Origin of the sequence: Capnocytophaga sp. oral taxon 903 (assembly GCF_013394785.1) — a bacterium.
GTDB classification, from domain to species: domain Bacteria; phylum Bacteroidota; class Bacteroidia; order Flavobacteriales; family Flavobacteriaceae; genus Capnocytophaga; species Capnocytophaga ochracea.
In genome coordinates this window covers 585,729-604,499 of the sequence record NZ_JABXYW010000002.1, presented here as the reverse complement: position 1 = coordinate 604,499, position 18,771 = coordinate 585,729, and the positions used below count along the sequence as shown (strand labels likewise).

Genomic DNA, 18,771 nt, shown 5'->3' with positions numbered 1-18,771 from the left:
GCTGATACAGATGAGATATATTCTTTTTTGCATTCAAAGGTAGACGGCGGCTACCTTTAGATGGTATAATGTGCAAAAGTATATATTATTTTTACTTAGCCTACTAATACTTATAGCTTTTGTATCAACGCCCATTCCACCATTAGCGACTTTTAATTTTAACTGGTGACAATTTGACACCGTTTCATTTTCCTTTTTTTGAGTAATTCCAAAAGGAGTGCATTTTGAGTTCTTCAAATCTTATTTCACTAATTGTTCTATCTGTTTTTGCAGTGTAGCGTGCTCGTTAGCCGATTTAGAAAGAGCAATTGCTTTTTGGTAGTGAGCAATTGCTTTTTGGTTATTGATATCAGTATATAAATATCCTAATAACTCGTGGTAGTAACGATTGTTTTGCAATCCTAATTTTTCAGCCTCTACAATAGCTTTTTCTTTGCCGTACACCTTGCCGTAAGCAAAAGTCCTATTTAAGGCTATTACAGAAGAATATTCAATGATAATGAGTTGGTTATATAGGCGGAGAATATACTCCCACTTGTTTTCATCGGTAGGGGTAGTATGCCAATAGGCAATACCAGCTTCTAAGTGATATTTAGAGATTTGAGAGTCTTCGCAGGCTTTTACTAAGTAATAGTTGCCTCTGTGTATAAGTTCTTTATCCCATTTGCTTTTATCTTGTTGTTCATAAAGGGTGTTTTCACCAGTGGTATTGATACGAGCTTCAAGTCTGGAACTTTGGAAGCACATCAGCGATAAAAGAGCATTCACTTGTGGTGTATCAGTTTGAGGGTGCTCGGCAAGTAAGAGCGTAAGGCGTAAGGCTTCTTTGCAGAACTCCTTTCGTATGAACTGATTGTTAGTTTCTGAAAAATAGCCTTCATTGAAAAATAAGTACAAACAGCGTAGTACAGTTTCTAATCGGGCTTGTATATTGGCTGGGCTTACGGTTTTGATTTGAAAATGATGCTCTCTGAGTTTGCTTTTAGCTCTAAGAAGTCGTTTTTTTATAGTTTCGGTATGGGTGAGTAGGGCATTGGCAATCTCTTCTACTGTAAAACCACAGAGTATTTGCAAAGCCAAACTTATTTGTGATTCTACCGAAATAGAAGGGTCACAGATATTGAAAAGCATTTCTAACTGACTGTCGTTTATTTCAGAAGTTTCAAAGGTAAGTTCTTCGCTTTTCTCAGTAGGTGTAAGTGCCTTTTTTACTTTATCTTCAAATATAGCTACGTGTTTTTCATAGTCTTTAGCTTTGTTTTTGGCGACGGTGTAAAGCCACGCAGTAGGGTTAGCAGGCAAGGGCTGTATTTCCCATAATTCATAGGCTTTTAAGAAAGTATCACTCGCAATATCTTCAGCAATTTCCAAATGAGAAAAGCCAAAATGGCGACATAGTACTGCCACCATTTTAGCGTATTCTTTCCGAAATAAATCAGATAAAAGTTGTGAGTGAGTCATTTTAATCTCTTTTTAGCACTTCACGCACTTCAATACTACCACCTACTTGTTCAAAGATAGGATTAGCTTTTGCCATTTCTACTGCTTCATCAATGTTTTCAGCTTTCACTACCACATAACCACTGATAAACTCTTTAATTTCGGTAAAAGGGCCATCGGTTACTACCTTATCAGCTTTGATAGTTTTGGCACTGCCAGCAATAGGCAAAAGAGTATTGCCCTTGTCAGCCAATTTGTTTTGTGAAGCGATTCCTGCGAGCCAGTTCATACGTTCTTGCATTTGCTCGGGAGTAGGTTTGAAATCAGCAATGTTGTTCAAACGAAAAATCAATACAAAATCTTTCATATATTTTTAAATTTAATATTATACCCCTATAACGATTGAATTTTCTCTATGGGGACAAAGATAGTAATAATTAGTCAATATATCAATTAAAAAATCCCCGTAACAACTGCCTATGTGGCTCGCACCACGGGGAGTTTTATTACAGCTTGTCGTCCTACGACTTGCTTGTCGTGCTACGACTTAATCTGCTACTCGGCAAATCACTTTCTTGTCGCCAAACTTCTCAGCGAGCCATTGTTGCAACTTTTGGCGATCCACTTCTTTGGCGACCTCTTTGCCTTTTACGGTCTCTTTTTTAGGCGTGTAGAGCATCACCGTAGTGAGAGAAGAGTTGCCTTTTCCCGAAAAATCCGTCAGTTTTCCAAAATAAAAACTCTCAATATTAGGGAACAATACTTTTATTTCTTTGGCAAAAGTAGGGTCGGTATATTTGTATTGCGCCAACTCTTCTTTTAGCTGATTTATCTTTATGTCTTTATTAGAGAGCGACGCCTTGTTTTTGTTGATTTCCGATAGTATCTCTTTGTCAATATCCGACTCTTTTTGCCTAATGATGAGTTCGGTATTGTGTAATTTGAAGTTTTTGAGGTTGCTTTGTAGTGTTTTTACTTCCTCATCGGTGAATTTCTTGTCTAAAAAAGCCAATTCAATGGTTTTAGGCGAGGCATTGTAGTGTATTTTCTTGTAAATAATGGTATAACCGCTGTTTTCAAACTCGGCAGTGATATAATGAGCTACGTTTTCGTGGAATTCCTTCTCTTTCAAAAGGCTATATGCCAAATACAAACTGGGGGTAACAATAAGGATTACCAATGTGGTGATAACAACGCGCAAACGCTTGTTGAGCGCTTCGTTACCCGTATTTTTAGGAGTGTATTTCAGGTATTTGATGATGAGGAAAGTAGCAATCCCAATGAAGAAACAGTTGATGCTATATAGATAGAAAGCTCCTAAAAAAAAACTAATATTGCCCGTAGCCAAGCCAAATCCAGCTGTACAAAGCGGTGGCATCAAAGCAGTAGCAATTGCCACCCCTGGTATGGGGTTCCCTCTGTCTTGACGGGTGAGGGAGATAGCTCCTACCAACCCACCTACAAAGGCGATAAGCACATCATAAATGGTAGGCGAAGTACGTGCCAAAAGCTCTGACTGTACATCTTTAAACGGACTGATATAGAAGTAGATAAACGATACTATAAGACTCACCACAGTAGCGATGAGCAAACTCTTGCCCGTTTTCTTCAACAGGTCGAAATCGTAAGTAGCTAGCGCAAATCCTGCCCCCACGATAGGTCCCATCAAAGGGGATATAAGCATCGCCCCAATGATTACAGCAGTAGAATTCACGTTTAACCCAATAGAAGCAATCAGGATAGCACAAGCCAAAATCCATAGATTAGCGCCACGAAAAGAGATATTGCTAAGGATATCTTCAATCACTTTTTCCTTTTTCTCTTCCCCCTGATGTAAATTGAAAAGTTTTTTCAAAAAACTCATAATGTAAGATATTAGATGTTAGTTTTTAGTCATTAGTACAAACGGCTAATGCTTTTTATGTGAAGTGCAAAGATAAGCATAATTTATCAATTAACCAATATGTCAATTTGTCGATTAGTGGTGCAAAGCTATAAGAAATTAAATGAAGTAGCAAATGTATTCGTCTGCTATTCAGTTTAATACCTATTATTGTTCGGTGTAGACCCACTGTAGACCCACTGTAGAGCCACTGTAGAGCCACTGTAAAGCCACTATGAGCTCGGTATAGGTTCGGCGTATATAGGAATACAAAATCGCCGTGCGGTATTCATACCGCACGGCGATTATTATAAGGGATTTGCTATTATTTATTATCCTGCATCGCAAACACCGATTTTAGTAGAGGGGTAGTGCGCGCCGCTATGTTCGTGCGTATTTCCTTCTCCTTATCGCCCACCTTCACAAACAACCCATTGATAGCCTGTTGGGTAACGTATTTAGTAAGGTTCGGTTCAACGGGCTTTACCAAAGGTATTTGGTTATATTTGTTGATAATGTTCTCCCATACCTTATCGGCACCTACTTCACTAAGTGAGGCTTGCACTTTGGGAGCAAAAGCAGTCTCCAAAGAACTATAAGTGCTGTTTTTTAGGTAGGTAGTCGCTGCGGTATTGTCGCCTTTTAAGATGTTCATCGCATCGGTAAAGGTCATATTTCGTATCGCCGATAAAAAGATAGGCTTCGCCTGGCTCACAGCATTTTCAGCTGCTTCATTTAGTACTTTTAGTCCTTGGTCAGCCAAAGAACCTAACCCCACCGAACGCAAAGTTTTATCTACCTTCTGGAGTTCTTCAGGTAAGAGAATCCGCACCGCTTGGTCTTTAAAATAACCACCGTCTTTGCTCAGCAAATCCACCCCACTACTTACCCCCATTTCAAGGGCTTGTTTGAGTCCGCTGGCTACATTAAATCCGCTACCACCTTGGGTAGTGTTGCCCATAACTTGTTGCAATTCGTCGCAACTGTTCAGAGTAAAAGAGCCCATTGTTAAGAGCCCCAAAAGCATTACTTTTTTCATATATTTGTTTTATTAATTTTTAACTGTCTTTTTCTTATTTCATCTGTATAAGTAGCGTAAATAGTAGCAGAAAATTATTATTTACCTTTTATTTATTGAAAGGTATATACTGAAAATGCTCGCAAAAAGTATCGGGAAGGTAATCACAATGCCTATACCAAAAGAAAAGAAGCCTGCTAATACAAAAACACAACCCAAAAAGGTAATGATAAGAGCAGTGAAAGGTGCGAGCATTATTCTTCTATAACTCTCTCCCATAGCCTTCAAAAGAGGTTTGCTTTCCAAAATAATAATTGGGATAGTGAGCACAAATACTAACGAGATGATAGTGTTAAAGGCAAGTCCTAACGAGTACATTCCTATGGCAGAAAAGCCTACTAATATAAAAGTTTTAAGGCACATTTGCAGAATAACGTGGCTTAAAATAGCACTTGTTTCAGGAGCACGATAATAAGTGAATAGGTTGCTCAAAGTAGCGCGTTCCCCTTGGATTACCGTCGTGTAGTTCTTGTAAATACCTGCTGTAAAAGGGGTAATGATGCCATCTATAAGCAACGAGAAGAACCAAAATTTAATAACAAAACTCCGGCTACTGACTAAAGCGATGAGCTTTTCGGGGTTGCTTTGCAGAGCTATGATATCCTCTAAAGGCATTCCGAAGATAGTAGTAATAAGAGAAGCGTAAACTAAAAACACTACTGTAAATAAAATAAGAGAGCCCAAAAGGTGCACTCCGAAAGTACTTTGGTATAGTTTAAAAGTATTGCGCAATATGTTCAAAAATTTCATAGCAATAGGTTAAAAAGATTGGGTGAGCACAAAATTCCGACGAATGAGCTCTTCGTCCATTCCCGCAGCAAAATGTTCCTTATGGTATTTCAGGAGGTAAATATACCTCACATAACGCCTCACCTTATTATAAAACAGTGCTGTGGGTTCTACTTCCCCTGTGATATAAAGAGGCACTTGTTCAGTATCGATATCCAATTGTTCAATAGAGAAAAGAATGTAATACAAGAAGTCTTCAATAGTTTCATAACTGAACCTATTGAAGTAATACAGTTTTTTACCTCTAAACACTACAAAGTAAAAAGAGCCTACTTCGGCATAGATATACATTACTTCGAAAGCGTGCGAAGAGTAGTGTTTGAGGAACATACGTAGTAGTGAGGTAGCAAAGTGTTGGTAGTCGAACCTACCGTAATAAGAAAGTAGTGAATTATTTACTATTGTATTGGGCAAATAAGCATTCACCGTTTCAATAGATATGATTCTATCAATTTCCACGGTATAGGGTTCCGCCTCTGATACATCTATACTGTATTTGAGGTATTCCAGCATTTCGTCTTTTCCGCCGTAAAGAGACTGTGGAATAAAAGCAAAGGAAGGAGTATTGTGTAAAACCTTAATAGTATCGAAATCTTGGCGGAGGTCGTCTTCACTTTGTATCACAAAATAGATTTGCCTATCGATATCTTCTTTGCTCTTATAGCTGAAGTTGATAGGAAAATTATAAATAGCCTCTACACACAGGAGCACAGGGTTAAACACACAAAAAGAAAGTCCATCCAAGTTTATTTGAATGGACAATTCCTTAAAGTACGTTTTAAACTGATTATTGCTTTGCAATTTTTGCGTCATAAGAAGTTGGCCAGTTACCGTTTACAGTAAGCTCTTCGAGTGAACCTACTTTAATATTAGGACCTCTTACATCTTCTACTGATGTTTTTGCAATTTCTTTTTCTACTAAGTCTTCATCAAGACCTTGTAGCACCACTCTCTTAGGCACATACGCTTCAAAAACGGAAGATTTTACATTGTTCTTGTCGGTAATTTCTCCTGTTTTCATTATAAACTGACCAGGAATTTTACCTTTGATAGGAGGTAAATCGCGCAAATGCAAATAACGATTATCGTTTTTAAACAATGAATCTTTTACTGATACGTGCCCCAAAGTATCAATAACTACACCTTGGCGCATTACCGTAATTTTAAAAGTCTCATCGAAAGCATTCCAGCTTGTGTCACGTTGTGAAGTAATAGTAAATTGTGCAGTTTCGATAAACTTAGTAAGCTCATCAAAATTATCGGCATATTTGCCGTTGAGTCTCAAATAAGCATCTTGCGCTGCACGGATATCTTTCAGTTTCTTAATTACCTCGGTGTAGCGTTCCTCCTTAATTTTTTTGAACTCAATAGGGCCTGTGATAGACCTGTAAATTAGGTAGCAAAATACTAAACCTAATGCCCAAAATGCAATAGTTACAATTTTTTTCATCGTTTTAATTCTATAAATTAATAATAACTTTCTTGACTGGTATTGCGCAAAACTACAATCTTTTTTTGAAACAAAAAAATTATTTTAACTTTTTTTTATAATTTTGCTCTCAGAACTGTTTTTATTATGAACGAAAAAGCCTTTTTTAGCGCCCTTATTAGTGCCTTTAAACACGAGCCTACTCCTTCGCAAGATATTGCTTTACAAAAGATTACAGAATATCTATTCTCGGCGAATGCTTCTGATAAACTTTTTTTACTAAAAGGTTTTGCTGGAACCGGAAAAACTTCTATCACCAACTGTCTTATCCGTACTTTACCGCTCATAAACCACCAATCGGTGTTATTAGCACCTACCGGTAGGGCAGCCAAAGTGATGACCTATTTCACCCAAAGGCAGGCTTTCACTATTCACAAATATATTTATTACTCCAAAGCTGATGGTACTGATGTATCCTTCAAACTACGTGCCAATAAGCTCCAAAATACTTTATTTATAGTAGATGAGGCATCGATGATTGCTGATAACGACTATCAACTCTTTGAGCGCCCTTCATTATTAAACGACTTAATGCGCTTTGTGTATTCAGGGAAAAACTGCAAACTATTACTTATAGGCGATACTGCGCAATTGCCTCCTATTAATACTCTCGAAAGTCCTGCGCTGAATATTCCTTATTTAGAATATCAGTTTCAAAAAGAAGTACTCACGGTTACGCTTACTGAGGTAGTACGTCAGCGACGGAAGTCGGGGATTTTGCGCAATGCTACCCGTTTGCGCAAACATATCTTCTCTTCGCTTGCTGAAAAACAGTTCGCTTTTAAGATAAATCATCACCCTGATATAATACGACTTACTGACGGGGCTGAAATACAAGACGCTATTAGTGAGGCGTATGACGATTATGGTTCAGAAGAAACTGCGGTAATAGTACGCTCCAATAAACGCGCTGTGGCTTGGAACAACCAAATACGCAGGGTGATTTTAGACGTTGAAGACGAAATAGCCGCGGGTGACTTGCTAATGGTGGTTAAGAATAATTACTTTTGGTGTAAGGATAATTCGCAAGTGAGTTTTATTGCCAATGGTGATACTATAGAGGTATTACAGCTTTATGACTTCACAGAAGCCTATGGTTTCCGCTTTGCTGAGGTATCGGCTCAGCTTATTGATTATCCCGAAGTACCTCCGTTTGATACGGTTATATTATTAGACACCTTAAACAGTGAAGCTCCTGCCTTATCACCAGCTCAAAGCAATCAGCTTTATGAAGAAGTACTCGCTGATTACGCTGATGAACCTACGGCTTATAAAAGGTATCAGAAAGTGAAAGAAAACCCTTATTTCAATGCTTTGCAGGTGAAGTTCTCGTATGCGATTACCTGTCATAAGAGTCAAGGAGGGCAATGGGACGCCGTGTTTGTGGAGAAACCTTACTTACCTGATGATACCATAGATGAAGGTTACTTGCGATGGCTTTATACGGCTATCACTCGTGCTAAAGAAAGGGTCTACTTGGTAGGGTTTAAAGACGAGGATTTTGGTTAAGAATTAAGAGTTGAAGAAAGATGAGTTTTTTGAGTGACTTCAACTTTGGCAATAATTAGTTTCTTACTTTCCCAAGAGGAGCAAGAGCTAATGCCTGAGCTAACGAAAGGCAAGTGCTGAACATCAGTCCGCCCCAGAAGCCGTGTACTACAAAGCCACCTACTAATTTGCTTGCCAGGAGCACAATTACAGTGTTGATGATAAATAAAAAGAGCCCAAAAGTCATAAAGGTAATAGGGAAAGCAATGAACTCTAATATAGGGCGTACAATACCATTGAGAAGTGAGAGTACAAAGGCTACCACGAGTGCTGTGAAGAAGTTCTCGATATGAGCCCCCATATTTAGGTAGCCCAATACAAAAACAAGGGTTGCGGAGATGAATAAGCTTATAAAGTATCGCATAGAAAATGTATGGTTTTATTGTAAAATTCAGTAGGGTTTTGAGCGTGTAACCAGTGTCCTGCCTTGCTCACCGTATCGATAATAGCGTGCGGGAAGTGAGTGTGAATAAGGGCTTCGTCTTCGGGCATCACATACTCAGAATACTCTCCTTTTAAGAAGAGTGTTTTACCTTCGAACACGTTACTATCGGGGAGTTCAGCACCTATCTCGCTTTCATTCTCAATTAAAGCAGGGAGATTCAGGCGCAAGCCCAATCGGTCTTTGGTTTCCCAATAAAGGTTTTTCAGTAGGAACTGTCGCACTCCTATATCACTTACATAAGCCGAGAGCGCTTCATCGGCTTCGGCACGTGAATGTATCACATCGAAATTTAAGGACGCTAAACCTTGTAAACAAGCTCCGTGATGCTCAGGAAAGTATTTAGGCGACATATCAGCAACGATGAGAGAAAGCACTCTATCGGGGTGTTCGGTAGCGAAAAGCATTGCTGTTTTGCCTCCCATAGAATGCCCCATCAGGTGAAAGACTTTTAATCCGTGAGCATCAGCATAAGCAAGCAAATCTTGTGCCATTAGAGGATAGCTGAAATCGGGGCTGTGAAAACTACGACCGTGATTGCGTTGGTCTACTAAATGCACTTGAAAGCCCGCTTCGGCATATTTGAGCCCCAAAGTACGCCAGTTATCTGACATACCCAAAAAGCCGTGCAGGATAATGAAGGGAGTGCCTTCGCCTATAATTTGAGAATGTAACATAGTTATTTAGTAAGATAATTTAAAAGTTGTTAGGGATTTTCCACTCTTCTATAATTCCTTTTTCAATAGCTTTTTGCACTAATGATTTTGCTACTGCGGGAAACCAAGAGCCTGCCTCAGGATCGTCATTGGCACAAGTACCATCGGATAAGCCAGGATGTTTAATCCACAAATAAGCGTCGGCGTGAGGAGCAGAGGTTTTGGTGGTAGGGCGTACTCCTAAAGCAGCGTTGAAATTGTTACAACTGTAATAATAAGCCTTATTGGTTTGTTTAGGGCTATCAATACCATTGCGGGAGGTGTCTATCACGTAGTATTTTGTGCCTAAGTTTTTCTTTTGGAGCGTTTGTACAAACTCTTCGCTCCACTTTTCAGCCCGAGGAGTCCCTCTATGGTCGGCGACGTTGGTAACAAAGCCACGCATATACCGGATACCGCCATCTATTACCGCTTGGGCAGCTTCTTCTTGTTTGAGTTCTGTTCCGCCAATATGCAAATACAACAACGCATTCGGGTTGTTATCAGCAAAGGTTTTTCCTACATAAGTGAGGAGTTCAGCGCGTTCTTTGTATTTTGCATCGTTGTATTTCCAGCCTTTCTTTAAACAAAAGTTATGGGCATCGGGTTCTACAATCACTATTATAGGGGTTTTGCCAATAATAGCACTGGTGCGATCTATCCACGCCTTATAAGAAGCAGCCGTTTTATGACCTCCGGTTGAATACGAACCACAATCTCTATAAGGAATACCGTAGAGTGTAATGATAGGTGTTTTTTGTTGTGCCTTTGCGCCTTCGATGAGGCGTTTTAAGGTACTATCGTCGAAGGCTTTTACGCCTTCGAACCATTCAGCTGTGGGAGTAGCGGCTATTTGGTAATAGAGTTTCTTTAAGTAAGGGTCTTTTTCTTGCTTAGTCATTTCATAAGCCTTAGTTTCAGTAAAGAGATAGAAAGGCTTGGAATAAGCTAATAAAGAACTGTCTCCTTTTTTAGGTTCTTCCTTTTTGGGGTTTTCTTTTTGCGGAATCTCCTCAGTATTATTATGCTTATCACAAGAGATGATTGCGAAGCATATCGCAATGATGAGATAGGGATATGTAAGGAAAAAGAGTTTTTTCATTGGATAATATAATTAATGGTTAATGATTAATGGTTAATGGTTGTTTGATGATTCCTTCGGTTGAGGTTCGTCACATACTCAGCCCTTCAGGGAGAACCTCCCCCTAACCCCCTCAAAGAGGGGGAAGTACGATGCAAAAGAGACTTTTTAGAGGTTTTAATGTTAATTATTATCTTTTTTTATCTGAAAGCGAATGTAGGTAATAGGTTTGTTTTGCTCCAAATAGAACTGCTCATAAAAGGTTTTAATTTCGGTTACTTCTTCGGGTACACCGTCGCTGTTATAGATGTTGTGATTGGCATAGAGTACTTTATGTCCTGCTCCGTGTAACAATCCCAGCGTATAGCCGTGCATAAACTCACTATCGGTTTTTAGGTGGATATAACCCTCTGGTGCAAGGATATGCTGATACCGCGTTAGAAAATCGGCGTTTGTAAGGCGGTGCTTGGTGCGCTTGTATTTGATTTGAGGGTCGGGGAAGGTAATCCATATTTCGCTTACTTCCTCAGGGGCAAAACAACATTCGATGAGTTCTATTTGGGTGCGCAAGAAGGCTACATTGGTAATATTTTCGTCAGTAGCAGTTTTAGCACCTCGCCAAAAGCGTGCTCCTTTGATATCGATACCTATAAAATTCTTCTGAGGGTAGCGTTTGGCTAAGCCCACTGAGTATTCGCCTTTACCACAACCCAATTCTAAGACAATAGGGTGATTGTTCTTAAAAAAGAGTTCCTTCCACCGACCTTTATAGACAAAAGCACCGTTAAGGAGCTCTTCGCGTGAAGGTTGGATTACATTGGCAAAGGTTTTATTTTCTTCAAAGCGTTTGAGTTTGTTTTTGCTTCCCATAGATTGAGTGAATAGAGAAAAATTAGGCGATTACGCGTATGGTGTTTTTTACTTGTTCGGCTATTTGGCGTGCTTTGTTGATATTGGGGTTTACAATGGTTACGTGTCCCATTTTCCTAAAAGGGCGTGTTTCTTTTTTGCCGTAGATATGGGGGGTTACGCCTTCCATTGCCATTATCTGTTCGATGTTTTCATACACTACCTTTCCTTGATAGCCTTCTGCTCCTACAAGATTCACCATTACGCCTGCGACCTTACTTTCAGTACTTCCTAAGGGCAGGTTTAAGATAGCACGCAGGTGTTGCTCAAACTGATTGGTATAAGCTGCCTCGATACTGTAATGCCCTGAGTTATGTGGGCGAGGAGCGACTTCGTTTACCAAAATCTCATCGTTTTCTGTTTGAAAGAGCTCGACGGCTAAGAGTCCTACTACTTCAAAAGCTTGGGCTACTTGTATTGCAATAGTACGTGCTTTTTGAGCGACAGCCTCTTCAATACGCGCAGGACAAAGCACATACTCCACCTGATTGGCTTCGGGGTGGAACTCCATTTCTACCACAGGGTAGGTGCGCACCTGACCCTTTGCATTACGAGCTACGATTACTGCCAATTCCTTTTTGAAAGGCACTAAGCTTTCGGCAATGCACTGGTCGTTAGGTAAAAGATTTAGGTCGGTGAGCTGGCGGACAATTTTCACGCCATTACCGTCGTACCCGAAGCGTGCTGACTTCCACACGAAAGGTAAAGTGAGCTGTTGTTCATTGATTGCCTTTTTCAGACTTTCGGTATTTTGAAAGACTTGAAAAGGAGCGGTAGGGATACCGTGAGTGGCATAAAACTGTTTTTGAGTGGCTTTATTTTGGATATTCTTGATAGTTTGAGGGCTGGGATATACTTTTACCCCTTCGGTTTGTAGTTTCTCTAAGGCTTCTACGTTTACGTTTTCGATTTCAATGGTGAGTACTTCTACGTCTTTACCAAAGTTATACACGGTATTAAAGTCGGTAAGGTTGCCTTGCACAAAGGTGTTGCAGGCAATGCGACAAGGAGCATCGGGGGAGGGGTCGAGCACCTTGGTGGTGATATCGAACTTGCGGGTTTCGGTAAGGAGCATCTTGCCTAACTGACCTCCGCCAAGGATTCCGAGTGTAAAATCGGAAGAGAAATAATGGGGCATATTGCTTTTAATGATTAGTGGTTAGCGGTTAATGGTTAATGAGGAGGCAAAGGTACGAAATTATTTTTTAATGCCAAAAAATGCCAATAATGCCAATAATACTGATTAATGCCAACAATGCCAATAATACTGATAATCAACTTTGGCAAAGGTCGTAGTACAAAAATTTCTTTTAGTGGAAGAGCACCTGATGGTGCAGAAATTTAAAACAAATTGGTTTCAAAATTAAAAGAAAATCTCCCTTCGGGAGAGAAATAGAACAGATTACAACAAAATCAAACAAGAAAGGTTTTATTTAGTTTGTATAGATTTATCTTAATTTGTGAAGCGTTAGTTTTATCATTTGAAAAGTAGCATATACTGCAAAAAAGATATTGGGGTTTCGGAAGATATCGAAGGGTATTAGTATAATATCGGAAAATACCGAGATGAAAGAAAACTATGAAAAAAGTGCTCTTAGCTTATAGAAAGCTTATAGGAAGCTTATACGAATCTTGGAAGATAGATATAGAAATGCTATATAGATAGTTTATTTTCAATGGGTTATGAATTGTTAAAATTGTATAAAACATTTTGTCGTTTTTATACTTAGCGGTTATTTTATTATCTTTGCGCCAAAAGTTATTTTTTTCTTATGACAACCTCAGAATTAACTATTGATGAGTGGTATATGCGTAGGTGCATTCAGTTGGCTTATAATGGCTTAGGAAGTACCTATCCGAACCCTATGGTAGGTAGTGTTATCGTATACGAAGGGCGTATCATAGGGGAGGGGTGGCACCAGAAAGCGGGTGAGGAACACGCTGAGGTACGGGCGATTAGCCAAGTGAAAGATAAGAGTCTGCTACCAAAAAGTACGATTTACGTGAGTTTAGAGCCCTGTTGCCATTTTGGGAAAACGCCCCCGTGTGCTGACCTTATCATTGCTCACAAGATAGGACGGGTGGTGATTGGCACTACCGACCCTTTTGCGAAAGTGCACGGCAAAGGAATTGAAAAACTGCGCAATGCGGGTTGTGAGGTGAAGGTGGGGGTGTGTGAAGCTGAATGTAGGGAACTGAACAAGCGGTTTTTTACTTTTCACGAAAAACATCGCCCTTATATTATCCTGAAATGGGCTGAAACGCGCGATGGGTTTATAGCTCCCCTGCATAAAGAGGAGGTTGCTCCGCAGTGGATTAGCGACGTTTATGCGCGCCAGACAGCGCACCAAATGCGCACTGAGGAACAAGGTATAGTGGTGGGAGTAGGAACGGTATTGGCGGATAATCCTTCGTTGGACAGCCGTAGCTGGTATGGGCGCAATCCTGTGAGGATAATAATTGACCCAAAGTTACGTAGTCCGAAGGAATTTGCGGTATGGAACGACCGTACGACTACTTTGTTTTTTACTGAAGAGACGTCTGTTCCGGAGATGATACACACTGATTTTTTCACGATAGATTTTAAGCATAAACCTTTGGAACAAATTTGTGCTAAACTGTATGAAATGAATTTACAAAGTATGATTGTGGAAGGGGGGGCTTATACACTGCAACAGTTTATCGACGAAGGTTTATGGGATGAAGCGGTTGTATTTACGGGGGATATTTGCTTTGGAGAAGGGGTGAAGGCGCCTATTCTCAGGTGCGAGCCGCACAGGCAGGTTTGAGCCACACGGGCGATTCTAGCCGACGGGCAGAGCGAGTCACACGGACGATTGTAGCACGACGGGCAGAGTGAGCCGTATGAGTAGGTAAAAGGTGCGAGCTGCACAGGCGTAAAAGGAAAGGTAAAGTCAGCGAGGGCTCACAGCTGGGTATGTGAGTAAAAGGTAAAAAGAGGTAGAAATTGCAGGAATTACTAAAAAACGATGAAAGAAGGCTTGGGGTATACCGAATAAATGTTAAAAAGGGGGTATTTTTAGGAGGAAAAGTACTTTATGGCAAGATTTTTGATAGTAGAATTAGTATAAATATGATGTAAACAAGTGTGTCTTGCAGTGTTTTAGCACAAAAGTTATTTTATAAGGAGTGTAACACGGCACACACATTAAAAGTAGCATATAAGTCTTTGGCTTGGAAAGACTCGCACGGATTTTAGAAAGTACGAGCATTACAAACATAGATAATCTTCAAAATAATTATATACAATGAAAAGAGTTATTTTATTACTTTCGACAGTTGGCTTATTCACAGCTTGTGATAAAGGCGACGATTTACCACCTTCAGATCCTATCTATTTTGCAGATAAGATAGTGGAGACGACCCTACCTGCACAAGGTACCCAAACACAAACTACTGAGCAACTTTTTGAGTATCTACAAAATGTATTAGGATTGGTACGCAAACACACAATAAAAGTGATAGATGGCACCGGTAGAACTGTGGAAAAATTGTACGAGACTTCGTATGACGGGACTTTTCCTATCAAAACGGTTTACACAGAAGGCAATGTGAAAAAAGAGGAAGTTGTGTATGACAAGTATAGCAGTGAAAGAGGACGCTTGCTTAAGAAAACAACTACTGTCGTAGGCAAAGAGAGTTTACCAACCGTAGATGAGTATGAGTATGATGGTGGCAGGTTAAAAAAACATACTAAAAGTGAAAAGTTATCGGCTAATGTAACTAAGTATACAGTGGTAGTCTACAACCGTGAAGTACTCAATGAGATAAAGGCTGTAACAAGCGAATACACTGAAACGAGTGGAGTGAAGAGTACCGCTACTACTACTGCTACAGATACTTATGTGTTGAACTACAACGAAACGGTAAGAGAACACACACACACAGCAGGTAATAAAACTTCGGTAACAACCTACCAGTATGATGGTAGAACCAATCCTTGGTTTTTGCATTTGTCTTATAGAGCTACTTACCCCGAAGTGTTCTTAAATGAACAATACGCTAGAAATAACATTACCAAGAAAACGGTAAAGGATTCTGGTGCAACAGGACGTAGTTACGAGCAAGAAACCTCTTATAGTTACTTTAAAACTGAATACCCTCTTAAAGCTACTGTAAAGGAAAACGGTAAAGAAGTAAAAACAATAGAATTCACATATTAGTTAGATTTTACATTGTATTTGTGTTTGAAAGTTCTTTCAGAAAAAGCTCCTTTTATAGGAGCTTTTTTCTTATTTAAGCCGTAGATCGTAGTACGGTAGACAGTGCGAGCCACACGGGCAACCGTAGTACGGTAAACAGTTTATGACTTTGGGTTTTGAGAAACTCGGGAAAATCTTTCTGCTTGGTGAGTTCGTAACTTTATACCATTTGTTTTTCGGTAGTAAAGGGAAAGAGATTTGCATTGGACAAGTTTAATAAAGCATAGACCATAGTTTTTAGGGTATAGGGATATTTAGCAAAAGCTTGTCGTGCAAGAGTATATTATTAACTAATTATTACTATCTTTGGCGCAAAAATATAATAAAATGAAAACACTATTCTTTATCCTATTGTTCACAACTACTGCCTTACCCGCCCAAGTAGCTGAGCTTACCCTGTTCGACGCTACTACTCATAAAGCTATTCCCAATGCCGAAGTGTATTATACTAACACGCTTAACGGCTCTATTACTAACGAGGAAGGTAAAGCAAAAATTACCGTAGAAAATGATACACTTACCTTAAGCCATATAGGCTATGCTACCAAAAAGATTTTTACTGATAAAACCTTTACTAAAGCAACTGTTTACCTTAGCCCGCAAGAAATACAACTTGACGAAGTAGTACTGTACAATTTTGATTTGAAGAAAAAAGTAAAGTATGTTTTAGATAATTACTTCAAATTGTATGACACTAAGGCTAAGATATTGGAGTGTACCTATCGAGAAAAGATGATAAGAAATGATACCTTAACAAGGCTCTACCAAGTGCAGTTAGATTGGTGGAGCAAAAGTTATCGTTATACTTCTTTCAAGCAACCTTTAGAAAAACTATTACAAATCCAACTTAAAAATATCGACTACTCTAAAATGTTAAGTGAAGAAGAAGTCGCGGCTCGTTCTGTTCACTTAGAAAGAAAACCAATGTTTATGTATCTTTTTCTGAATACTTATTTATCTCTCATAAATCAATTTGGTGAAAATATTGATATCAAAAAAGTAGAGAAAAGTAAAGATGTTACTAAAGTAACTTTTTACGCTGATATTGTTATCAATAAAAAGCTAAATCTAAAACTTGAAAACTCGGTATTGGTGTTTGACAATACTACCAATGCTGTGAGAAAAGTTGTTTTTAACGACATACATCAAGGTATAAGTGATAAAGTTTCTGAGAAAAGTAAAGTTCCTTATAAGTCTATTACAGATAACTATCATTTGGAACTTACTTTAACTGACTATAAAGGCAAGTTATTGTTTAGTTCTTATTATGTAAGACTCATAGGAGCTATTGAATACAAAGGAAAAAGAGATAAACTCTTTTTAGAGCATAGTTTTTTGCGTACAGGAGTACAGAACAAACATATTAAAAAAGAAGATAGAATAGACATTCAAAAGTCTTTTCACGAATACGTTACCCCTCACAAACAAGGTGAAGCCAAGTTTTTACTTACCAAAGAAGAACAAGATTTTATAAACCAATAACCTTGTCCAATAACCAGAAAGAATACCGTGTAATTTCTAATTTTTAACTATTAGAATACTAAAGCTTCAATAAGCAAAAAGCAATTCTCAATACCTCAATCATCTTAAAAAAATTAACAGTTTAAAAAAGGAATTGTAGTACAAAGATTGTAACGTATTGATTTATAACGTTAGCATAGTTAAAGTTTTGTTAAAATTGCACTTACCTATTGACACGTTTTTTTTTTTATATCTTTGCGCTATAAAAAGGAAGTAACCGATGCCTTACCCAAAGAAGGTTTGATTTCCAGTATTAAAATATAAATAGTTATGGAAACAAAATTCAACAAAGAGCAAGTTTGCGAACTTGACGAAAAAGCCTTAGTAAATGCGTTTGAAGTTGAAGAACTTGAAAAACGCTATGAAATGGGGTGGGTTAAAAGCCTTGATTTCGAAGCAGAAATGGACACCGATTTTAAAGGTGAAAACACTTGTAAATTTGGTTGTAAAGCTAAGATTTTTTAACGAAAGTACAGGGTAATTAAAACATCTTAATTACCCTGTATTTTAAAACTTAATGTAGGAATGAAACAATTATTCTATGTTCTATTATTCTTTGCATCTATCTTGCGAGCCCAAGTAGCTGAGCTTACCTTACTCGATGCCTCTACAAAACAGCCTATCTCCAATGTTGAGGTATATTACGACAACACACTTAACGGTACTATTACCAATGATGAAGGTAAGTTACGCATTACTGTAGAAAATGATACGCTTACCTTAAGCCATATAGGTTATGAGACTAAGAAGATTTTTACAGATAAGACCTTTGCAGAAGCAACAGTTTACCTTAGCCCGCAAGAAATACAGCTTGACGAAGTAGTACTGTATAATTTTGATTTAAAGAAAAAAATAAAGTATGTAATGGATAATTACTTCAAACTGTATGATACTAAGGCTAAGATATTAGAGTGTACTTATAGAGAGAAATTTATAAGAAACGATACCTTAACACGTCTTTATCAAGTTCAATTGGACTGGTGGAGCAAGAATTATGTGTTTCAATTTAAAAAAACACTTAATGAAAATCTACAAATACACCTTAAAAATACTGACTACTCAAAAATTTCAAACTTAGACGAGGGAAGTAATTCCGCTTTTTTAGAGCCTGCTTTTATTTTGCAAAATCTTCACCTGAACCCCTATTTAACATTTTTATACCATCACGCCGAAAATATCGAAATTAAGAAGGTAGAAAAAGATAAAGAGTATACCATTGTTACTTTTGATGCTGATATTGTTCTCAATAAGAAATCTATTCTCACACTTATCAACTCTGTTGTCTATTTTGATAATAATACTAATGCTATTAAACGTATTATATTTGCTCAAAAACCTTCAACAAGTGAAGGAATCTCTAAAAGAAAAAAGCTTCCTTATAAATCAACTACTGAAAAGGCTTCTTGGGAACTTACATTCACTCCTTATAAAAATAAACTTTTGTTTAGTTCATTCTTTGTAAAATCAAATGTCACATTTGAGTATGAGGGTAGAAAAGAGAAAGGTTATATAGAGCAATCTTTTTTGCGTACGGGTGTAACAAAAGGACAAATAAAAAAGAATGACAGAATAGATGTAGAAAAGCCTTTCTTTGAATATATTACCCCTCATAAACAAGGTGAAGCCAAGTTTTTACTTACCAAAGAAGAACAAGATTTTATAAACCAATAGCCT

Annotated in this window: 18 protein-coding genes; 6 read left to right on the top strand and 12 right to left on the bottom strand. The window is 38.4% G+C overall.

Features of this window, described 5'->3' with window-relative positions; translation table 11 throughout:
- Nucleotides 1-240: 240 nt before the first annotated feature.
- The 7 genes from HW279_RS02485 to HW279_RS02455 all read right to left on the bottom strand — a co-directional run bounded on the left by HW279_RS02485 (nt 241) and on the right by HW279_RS02455 (nt 6,639).
- Complete coding sequence (locus HW279_RS02485) at nt 241-1,461, bottom strand: RNA polymerase sigma factor (RefSeq protein ID WP_178957834.1); 1,221 nt, start codon at nt 1,459-1,461, stop codon at nt 241-243.
- A gap of 1 nt (nt 1,462) precedes the next feature.
- Nucleotides 1,463-1,807, bottom strand: coding sequence for a YciI family protein (locus HW279_RS02480; protein WP_002666814.1), 345 nt, complete (start codon nt 1,805-1,807; stop codon nt 1,463-1,465).
- A gap of 180 nt (nt 1,808-1,987) precedes the next feature.
- Nucleotides 1,988-3,304, bottom strand: a complete 1,317-nt coding sequence (locus HW279_RS02475) for a DUF389 domain-containing protein (protein ID WP_178957833.1) — start codon at nt 3,302-3,304, stop codon at nt 1,988-1,990.
- Between the two features lie 343 nt (nt 3,305-3,647).
- Nucleotides 3,648-4,361, bottom strand: coding sequence for a DUF4197 domain-containing protein (locus HW279_RS02470; protein ID WP_002673868.1), 714 nt, complete (start codon nt 4,359-4,361; stop codon nt 3,648-3,650).
- 81 nt (nt 4,362-4,442) lie between these two features.
- Nucleotides 4,443-5,150, bottom strand: a complete 708-nt coding sequence (locus HW279_RS02465) for a beta-carotene 15,15'-monooxygenase (protein ID WP_178957832.1) — start codon at nt 5,148-5,150, stop codon at nt 4,443-4,445.
- 9 nt (nt 5,151-5,159) lie between these two features.
- The gene (locus tag HW279_RS02460) at nt 5,160-6,002 is read right to left on the bottom strand and encodes a DUF3822 family protein (RefSeq protein ID WP_009410305.1); all 843 of its coding nucleotides are present in this window, start codon (nt 6,000-6,002) and stop codon (nt 5,160-5,162) included.
- Complete coding sequence (locus HW279_RS02455) at nt 5,977-6,639, bottom strand: hypothetical protein (RefSeq protein ID WP_002673865.1); 663 nt, start codon at nt 6,637-6,639, stop codon at nt 5,977-5,979. Before HW279_RS02455 ends, HW279_RS02460 begins: the two co-directional genes overlap by 26 nt.
- A 126-nt stretch (nt 6,640-6,765) precedes the next feature.
- Between HW279_RS02455 and HW279_RS02450 the strand changes: the two genes are divergently transcribed.
- Nucleotides 6,766-8,187 carry an ATP-dependent RecD-like DNA helicase gene (locus HW279_RS02450; RefSeq protein WP_178957831.1) on the top strand — a complete coding sequence of 474 codons (1,422 nt, stop codon included), beginning with the start codon at nt 6,766-6,768 and terminating at the stop codon, nt 8,185-8,187.
- Nucleotides 8,188-8,242: 55 nt separating this feature from the next.
- Here HW279_RS02450 and HW279_RS02445 read toward each other — a convergent pair whose 3' ends face one another.
- From HW279_RS02445 to HW279_RS02425, 5 genes are all read right to left on the bottom strand, one after another.
- Nucleotides 8,243-8,590, bottom strand: coding sequence for a phage holin family protein (locus HW279_RS02445; RefSeq protein WP_009418951.1), 348 nt, complete (start codon nt 8,588-8,590; stop codon nt 8,243-8,245).
- Nucleotides 8,575-9,345, bottom strand: a complete 771-nt coding sequence (locus HW279_RS02440) for an alpha/beta fold hydrolase (RefSeq protein ID WP_016479897.1) — start codon at nt 9,343-9,345, stop codon at nt 8,575-8,577. Before HW279_RS02440 ends, HW279_RS02445 begins: the two co-directional genes overlap by 16 nt.
- A 19-nt stretch (nt 9,346-9,364) precedes the next feature.
- Nucleotides 9,365-10,465: a glycoside hydrolase family 6 protein gene (locus HW279_RS02435; RefSeq protein WP_178957830.1), complete on the bottom strand. Its 1,101-nt coding sequence runs from the start codon at nt 10,463-10,465 to the stop codon at nt 9,365-9,367.
- A 162-nt stretch (nt 10,466-10,627) separates the two neighbouring features.
- Complete coding sequence (gene trmB, locus HW279_RS02430) at nt 10,628-11,314, bottom strand: tRNA (guanosine(46)-N7)-methyltransferase TrmB (RefSeq protein WP_053581100.1); 687 nt, start codon at nt 11,312-11,314, stop codon at nt 10,628-10,630.
- A 22-nt stretch (nt 11,315-11,336) separates the two neighbouring features.
- Nucleotides 11,337-12,491 carry a 5-(carboxyamino)imidazole ribonucleotide synthase gene (locus HW279_RS02425; RefSeq protein WP_178957829.1) on the bottom strand — a complete coding sequence of 385 codons (1,155 nt, stop codon included), beginning with the start codon at nt 12,489-12,491 and terminating at the stop codon, nt 11,337-11,339.
- Between the two features lie 634 nt (nt 12,492-13,125).
- Here HW279_RS02425 and ribD point away from each other — a divergent pair.
- The 5 genes from ribD (at nt 13,126) to HW279_RS02400 (ending at nt 18,768) form a co-directional block, all read left to right on the top strand.
- Nucleotides 13,126-14,142, top strand: a complete 1,017-nt coding sequence (gene ribD / locus HW279_RS02420; protein WP_178957828.1) for a bifunctional diaminohydroxyphosphoribosylaminopyrimidine deaminase/5-amino-6-(5-phosphoribosylamino)uracil reductase RibD — start codon at nt 13,126-13,128, stop codon at nt 14,140-14,142.
- A gap of 480 nt (nt 14,143-14,622) precedes the next feature.
- Nucleotides 14,623-15,537 carry a hypothetical protein gene (locus tag HW279_RS02415; RefSeq protein WP_178957827.1) on the top strand — a complete coding sequence of 305 codons (915 nt, stop codon included), beginning with the start codon at nt 14,623-14,625 and terminating at the stop codon, nt 15,535-15,537.
- A 366-nt stretch (nt 15,538-15,903) separates the two neighbouring features.
- Nucleotides 15,904-17,058 carry a carboxypeptidase-like regulatory domain-containing protein gene (locus HW279_RS02410; protein ID WP_178957826.1) on the top strand — a complete coding sequence of 385 codons (1,155 nt, stop codon included), beginning with the start codon at nt 15,904-15,906 and terminating at the stop codon, nt 17,056-17,058.
- Nucleotides 17,059-17,367: 309 nt separating this feature from the next.
- The gene (locus tag HW279_RS02405) at nt 17,368-17,562 is read left to right on the top strand and encodes a hypothetical protein (protein ID WP_178957493.1); all 195 of its coding nucleotides are present in this window, start codon (nt 17,368-17,370) and stop codon (nt 17,560-17,562) included.
- Nucleotides 17,563-17,622: 60 nt separating this feature from the next.
- Entirely contained in the window at nt 17,623-18,768 is a 1,146-nt protein-coding gene (locus tag HW279_RS02400; protein WP_178957825.1) for a carboxypeptidase-like regulatory domain-containing protein, read from the top strand.
- Nucleotides 18,769-18,771: the final 3 nt, after the last annotated feature.

Excerpts from the sequence above, each read along its gene's own strand:
- HW279_RS02485 (WP_178957834.1), bottom strand. The coding sequence starts at position 1,461 with ATGACTCACTCACAACTTTTATCTGATTTATTTCGGAAAGAATACGCT.
- HW279_RS02480 (WP_002666814.1), bottom strand. The coding sequence starts at position 1,807 with ATGAAAGATTTTGTATTGATTTTTCGTTTGAACAACATTGCTGATTTC.
- HW279_RS02475 (WP_178957833.1), bottom strand. The coding sequence starts at position 3,304 with ATGAGTTTTTTGAAAAAACTTTTCAATTTACATCAGGGGGAAGAGAAA.
- HW279_RS02470 (WP_002673868.1), bottom strand. The coding sequence starts at position 4,361 with ATGAAAAAAGTAATGCTTTTGGGGCTCTTAACAATGGGCTCTTTTACT.
- HW279_RS02465 (WP_178957832.1), bottom strand. The coding sequence starts at position 5,150 with ATGAAATTTTTGAACATATTGCGCAATACTTTTAAACTATACCAAAGT.
- HW279_RS02460 (WP_009410305.1), bottom strand. The coding sequence starts at position 6,002 with ATGACGCAAAAATTGCAAAGCAATAATCAGTTTAAAACGTACTTTAAG.
- HW279_RS02455 (WP_002673865.1), bottom strand. The coding sequence starts at position 6,639 with ATGAAAAAAATTGTAACTATTGCATTTTGGGCATTAGGTTTAGTATTT.
- HW279_RS02450 (WP_178957831.1), top strand. The coding sequence starts at position 6,766 with ATGAACGAAAAAGCCTTTTTTAGCGCCCTTATTAGTGCCTTTAAACAC.
- HW279_RS02445 (WP_009418951.1), bottom strand. The coding sequence starts at position 8,590 with ATGCGATACTTTATAAGCTTATTCATCTCCGCAACCCTTGTTTTTGTA.
- HW279_RS02440 (WP_016479897.1), bottom strand. The coding sequence starts at position 9,345 with ATGTTACATTCTCAAATTATAGGCGAAGGCACTCCCTTCATTATCCTG.
- HW279_RS02435 (WP_178957830.1), bottom strand. The coding sequence starts at position 10,465 with ATGAAAAAACTCTTTTTCCTTACATATCCCTATCTCATCATTGCGATA.
- trmB (WP_053581100.1), bottom strand. The coding sequence starts at position 11,314 with ATGGGAAGCAAAAACAAACTCAAACGCTTTGAAGAAAATAAAACCTTT.
- HW279_RS02425 (WP_178957829.1), bottom strand. The coding sequence starts at position 12,491 with ATGCCCCATTATTTCTCTTCCGATTTTACACTCGGAATCCTTGGCGGA.
- ribD (WP_178957828.1), top strand. The coding sequence starts at position 13,126 with ATGACAACCTCAGAATTAACTATTGATGAGTGGTATATGCGTAGGTGC.
- HW279_RS02415 (WP_178957827.1), top strand. The coding sequence starts at position 14,623 with ATGAAAAGAGTTATTTTATTACTTTCGACAGTTGGCTTATTCACAGCT.
- HW279_RS02410 (WP_178957826.1), top strand. The coding sequence starts at position 15,904 with ATGAAAACACTATTCTTTATCCTATTGTTCACAACTACTGCCTTACCC.
- HW279_RS02405 (WP_178957493.1), top strand. The coding sequence starts at position 17,368 with ATGGAAACAAAATTCAACAAAGAGCAAGTTTGCGAACTTGACGAAAAA.
- HW279_RS02400 (WP_178957825.1), top strand. The coding sequence starts at position 17,623 with ATGAAACAATTATTCTATGTTCTATTATTCTTTGCATCTATCTTGCGA.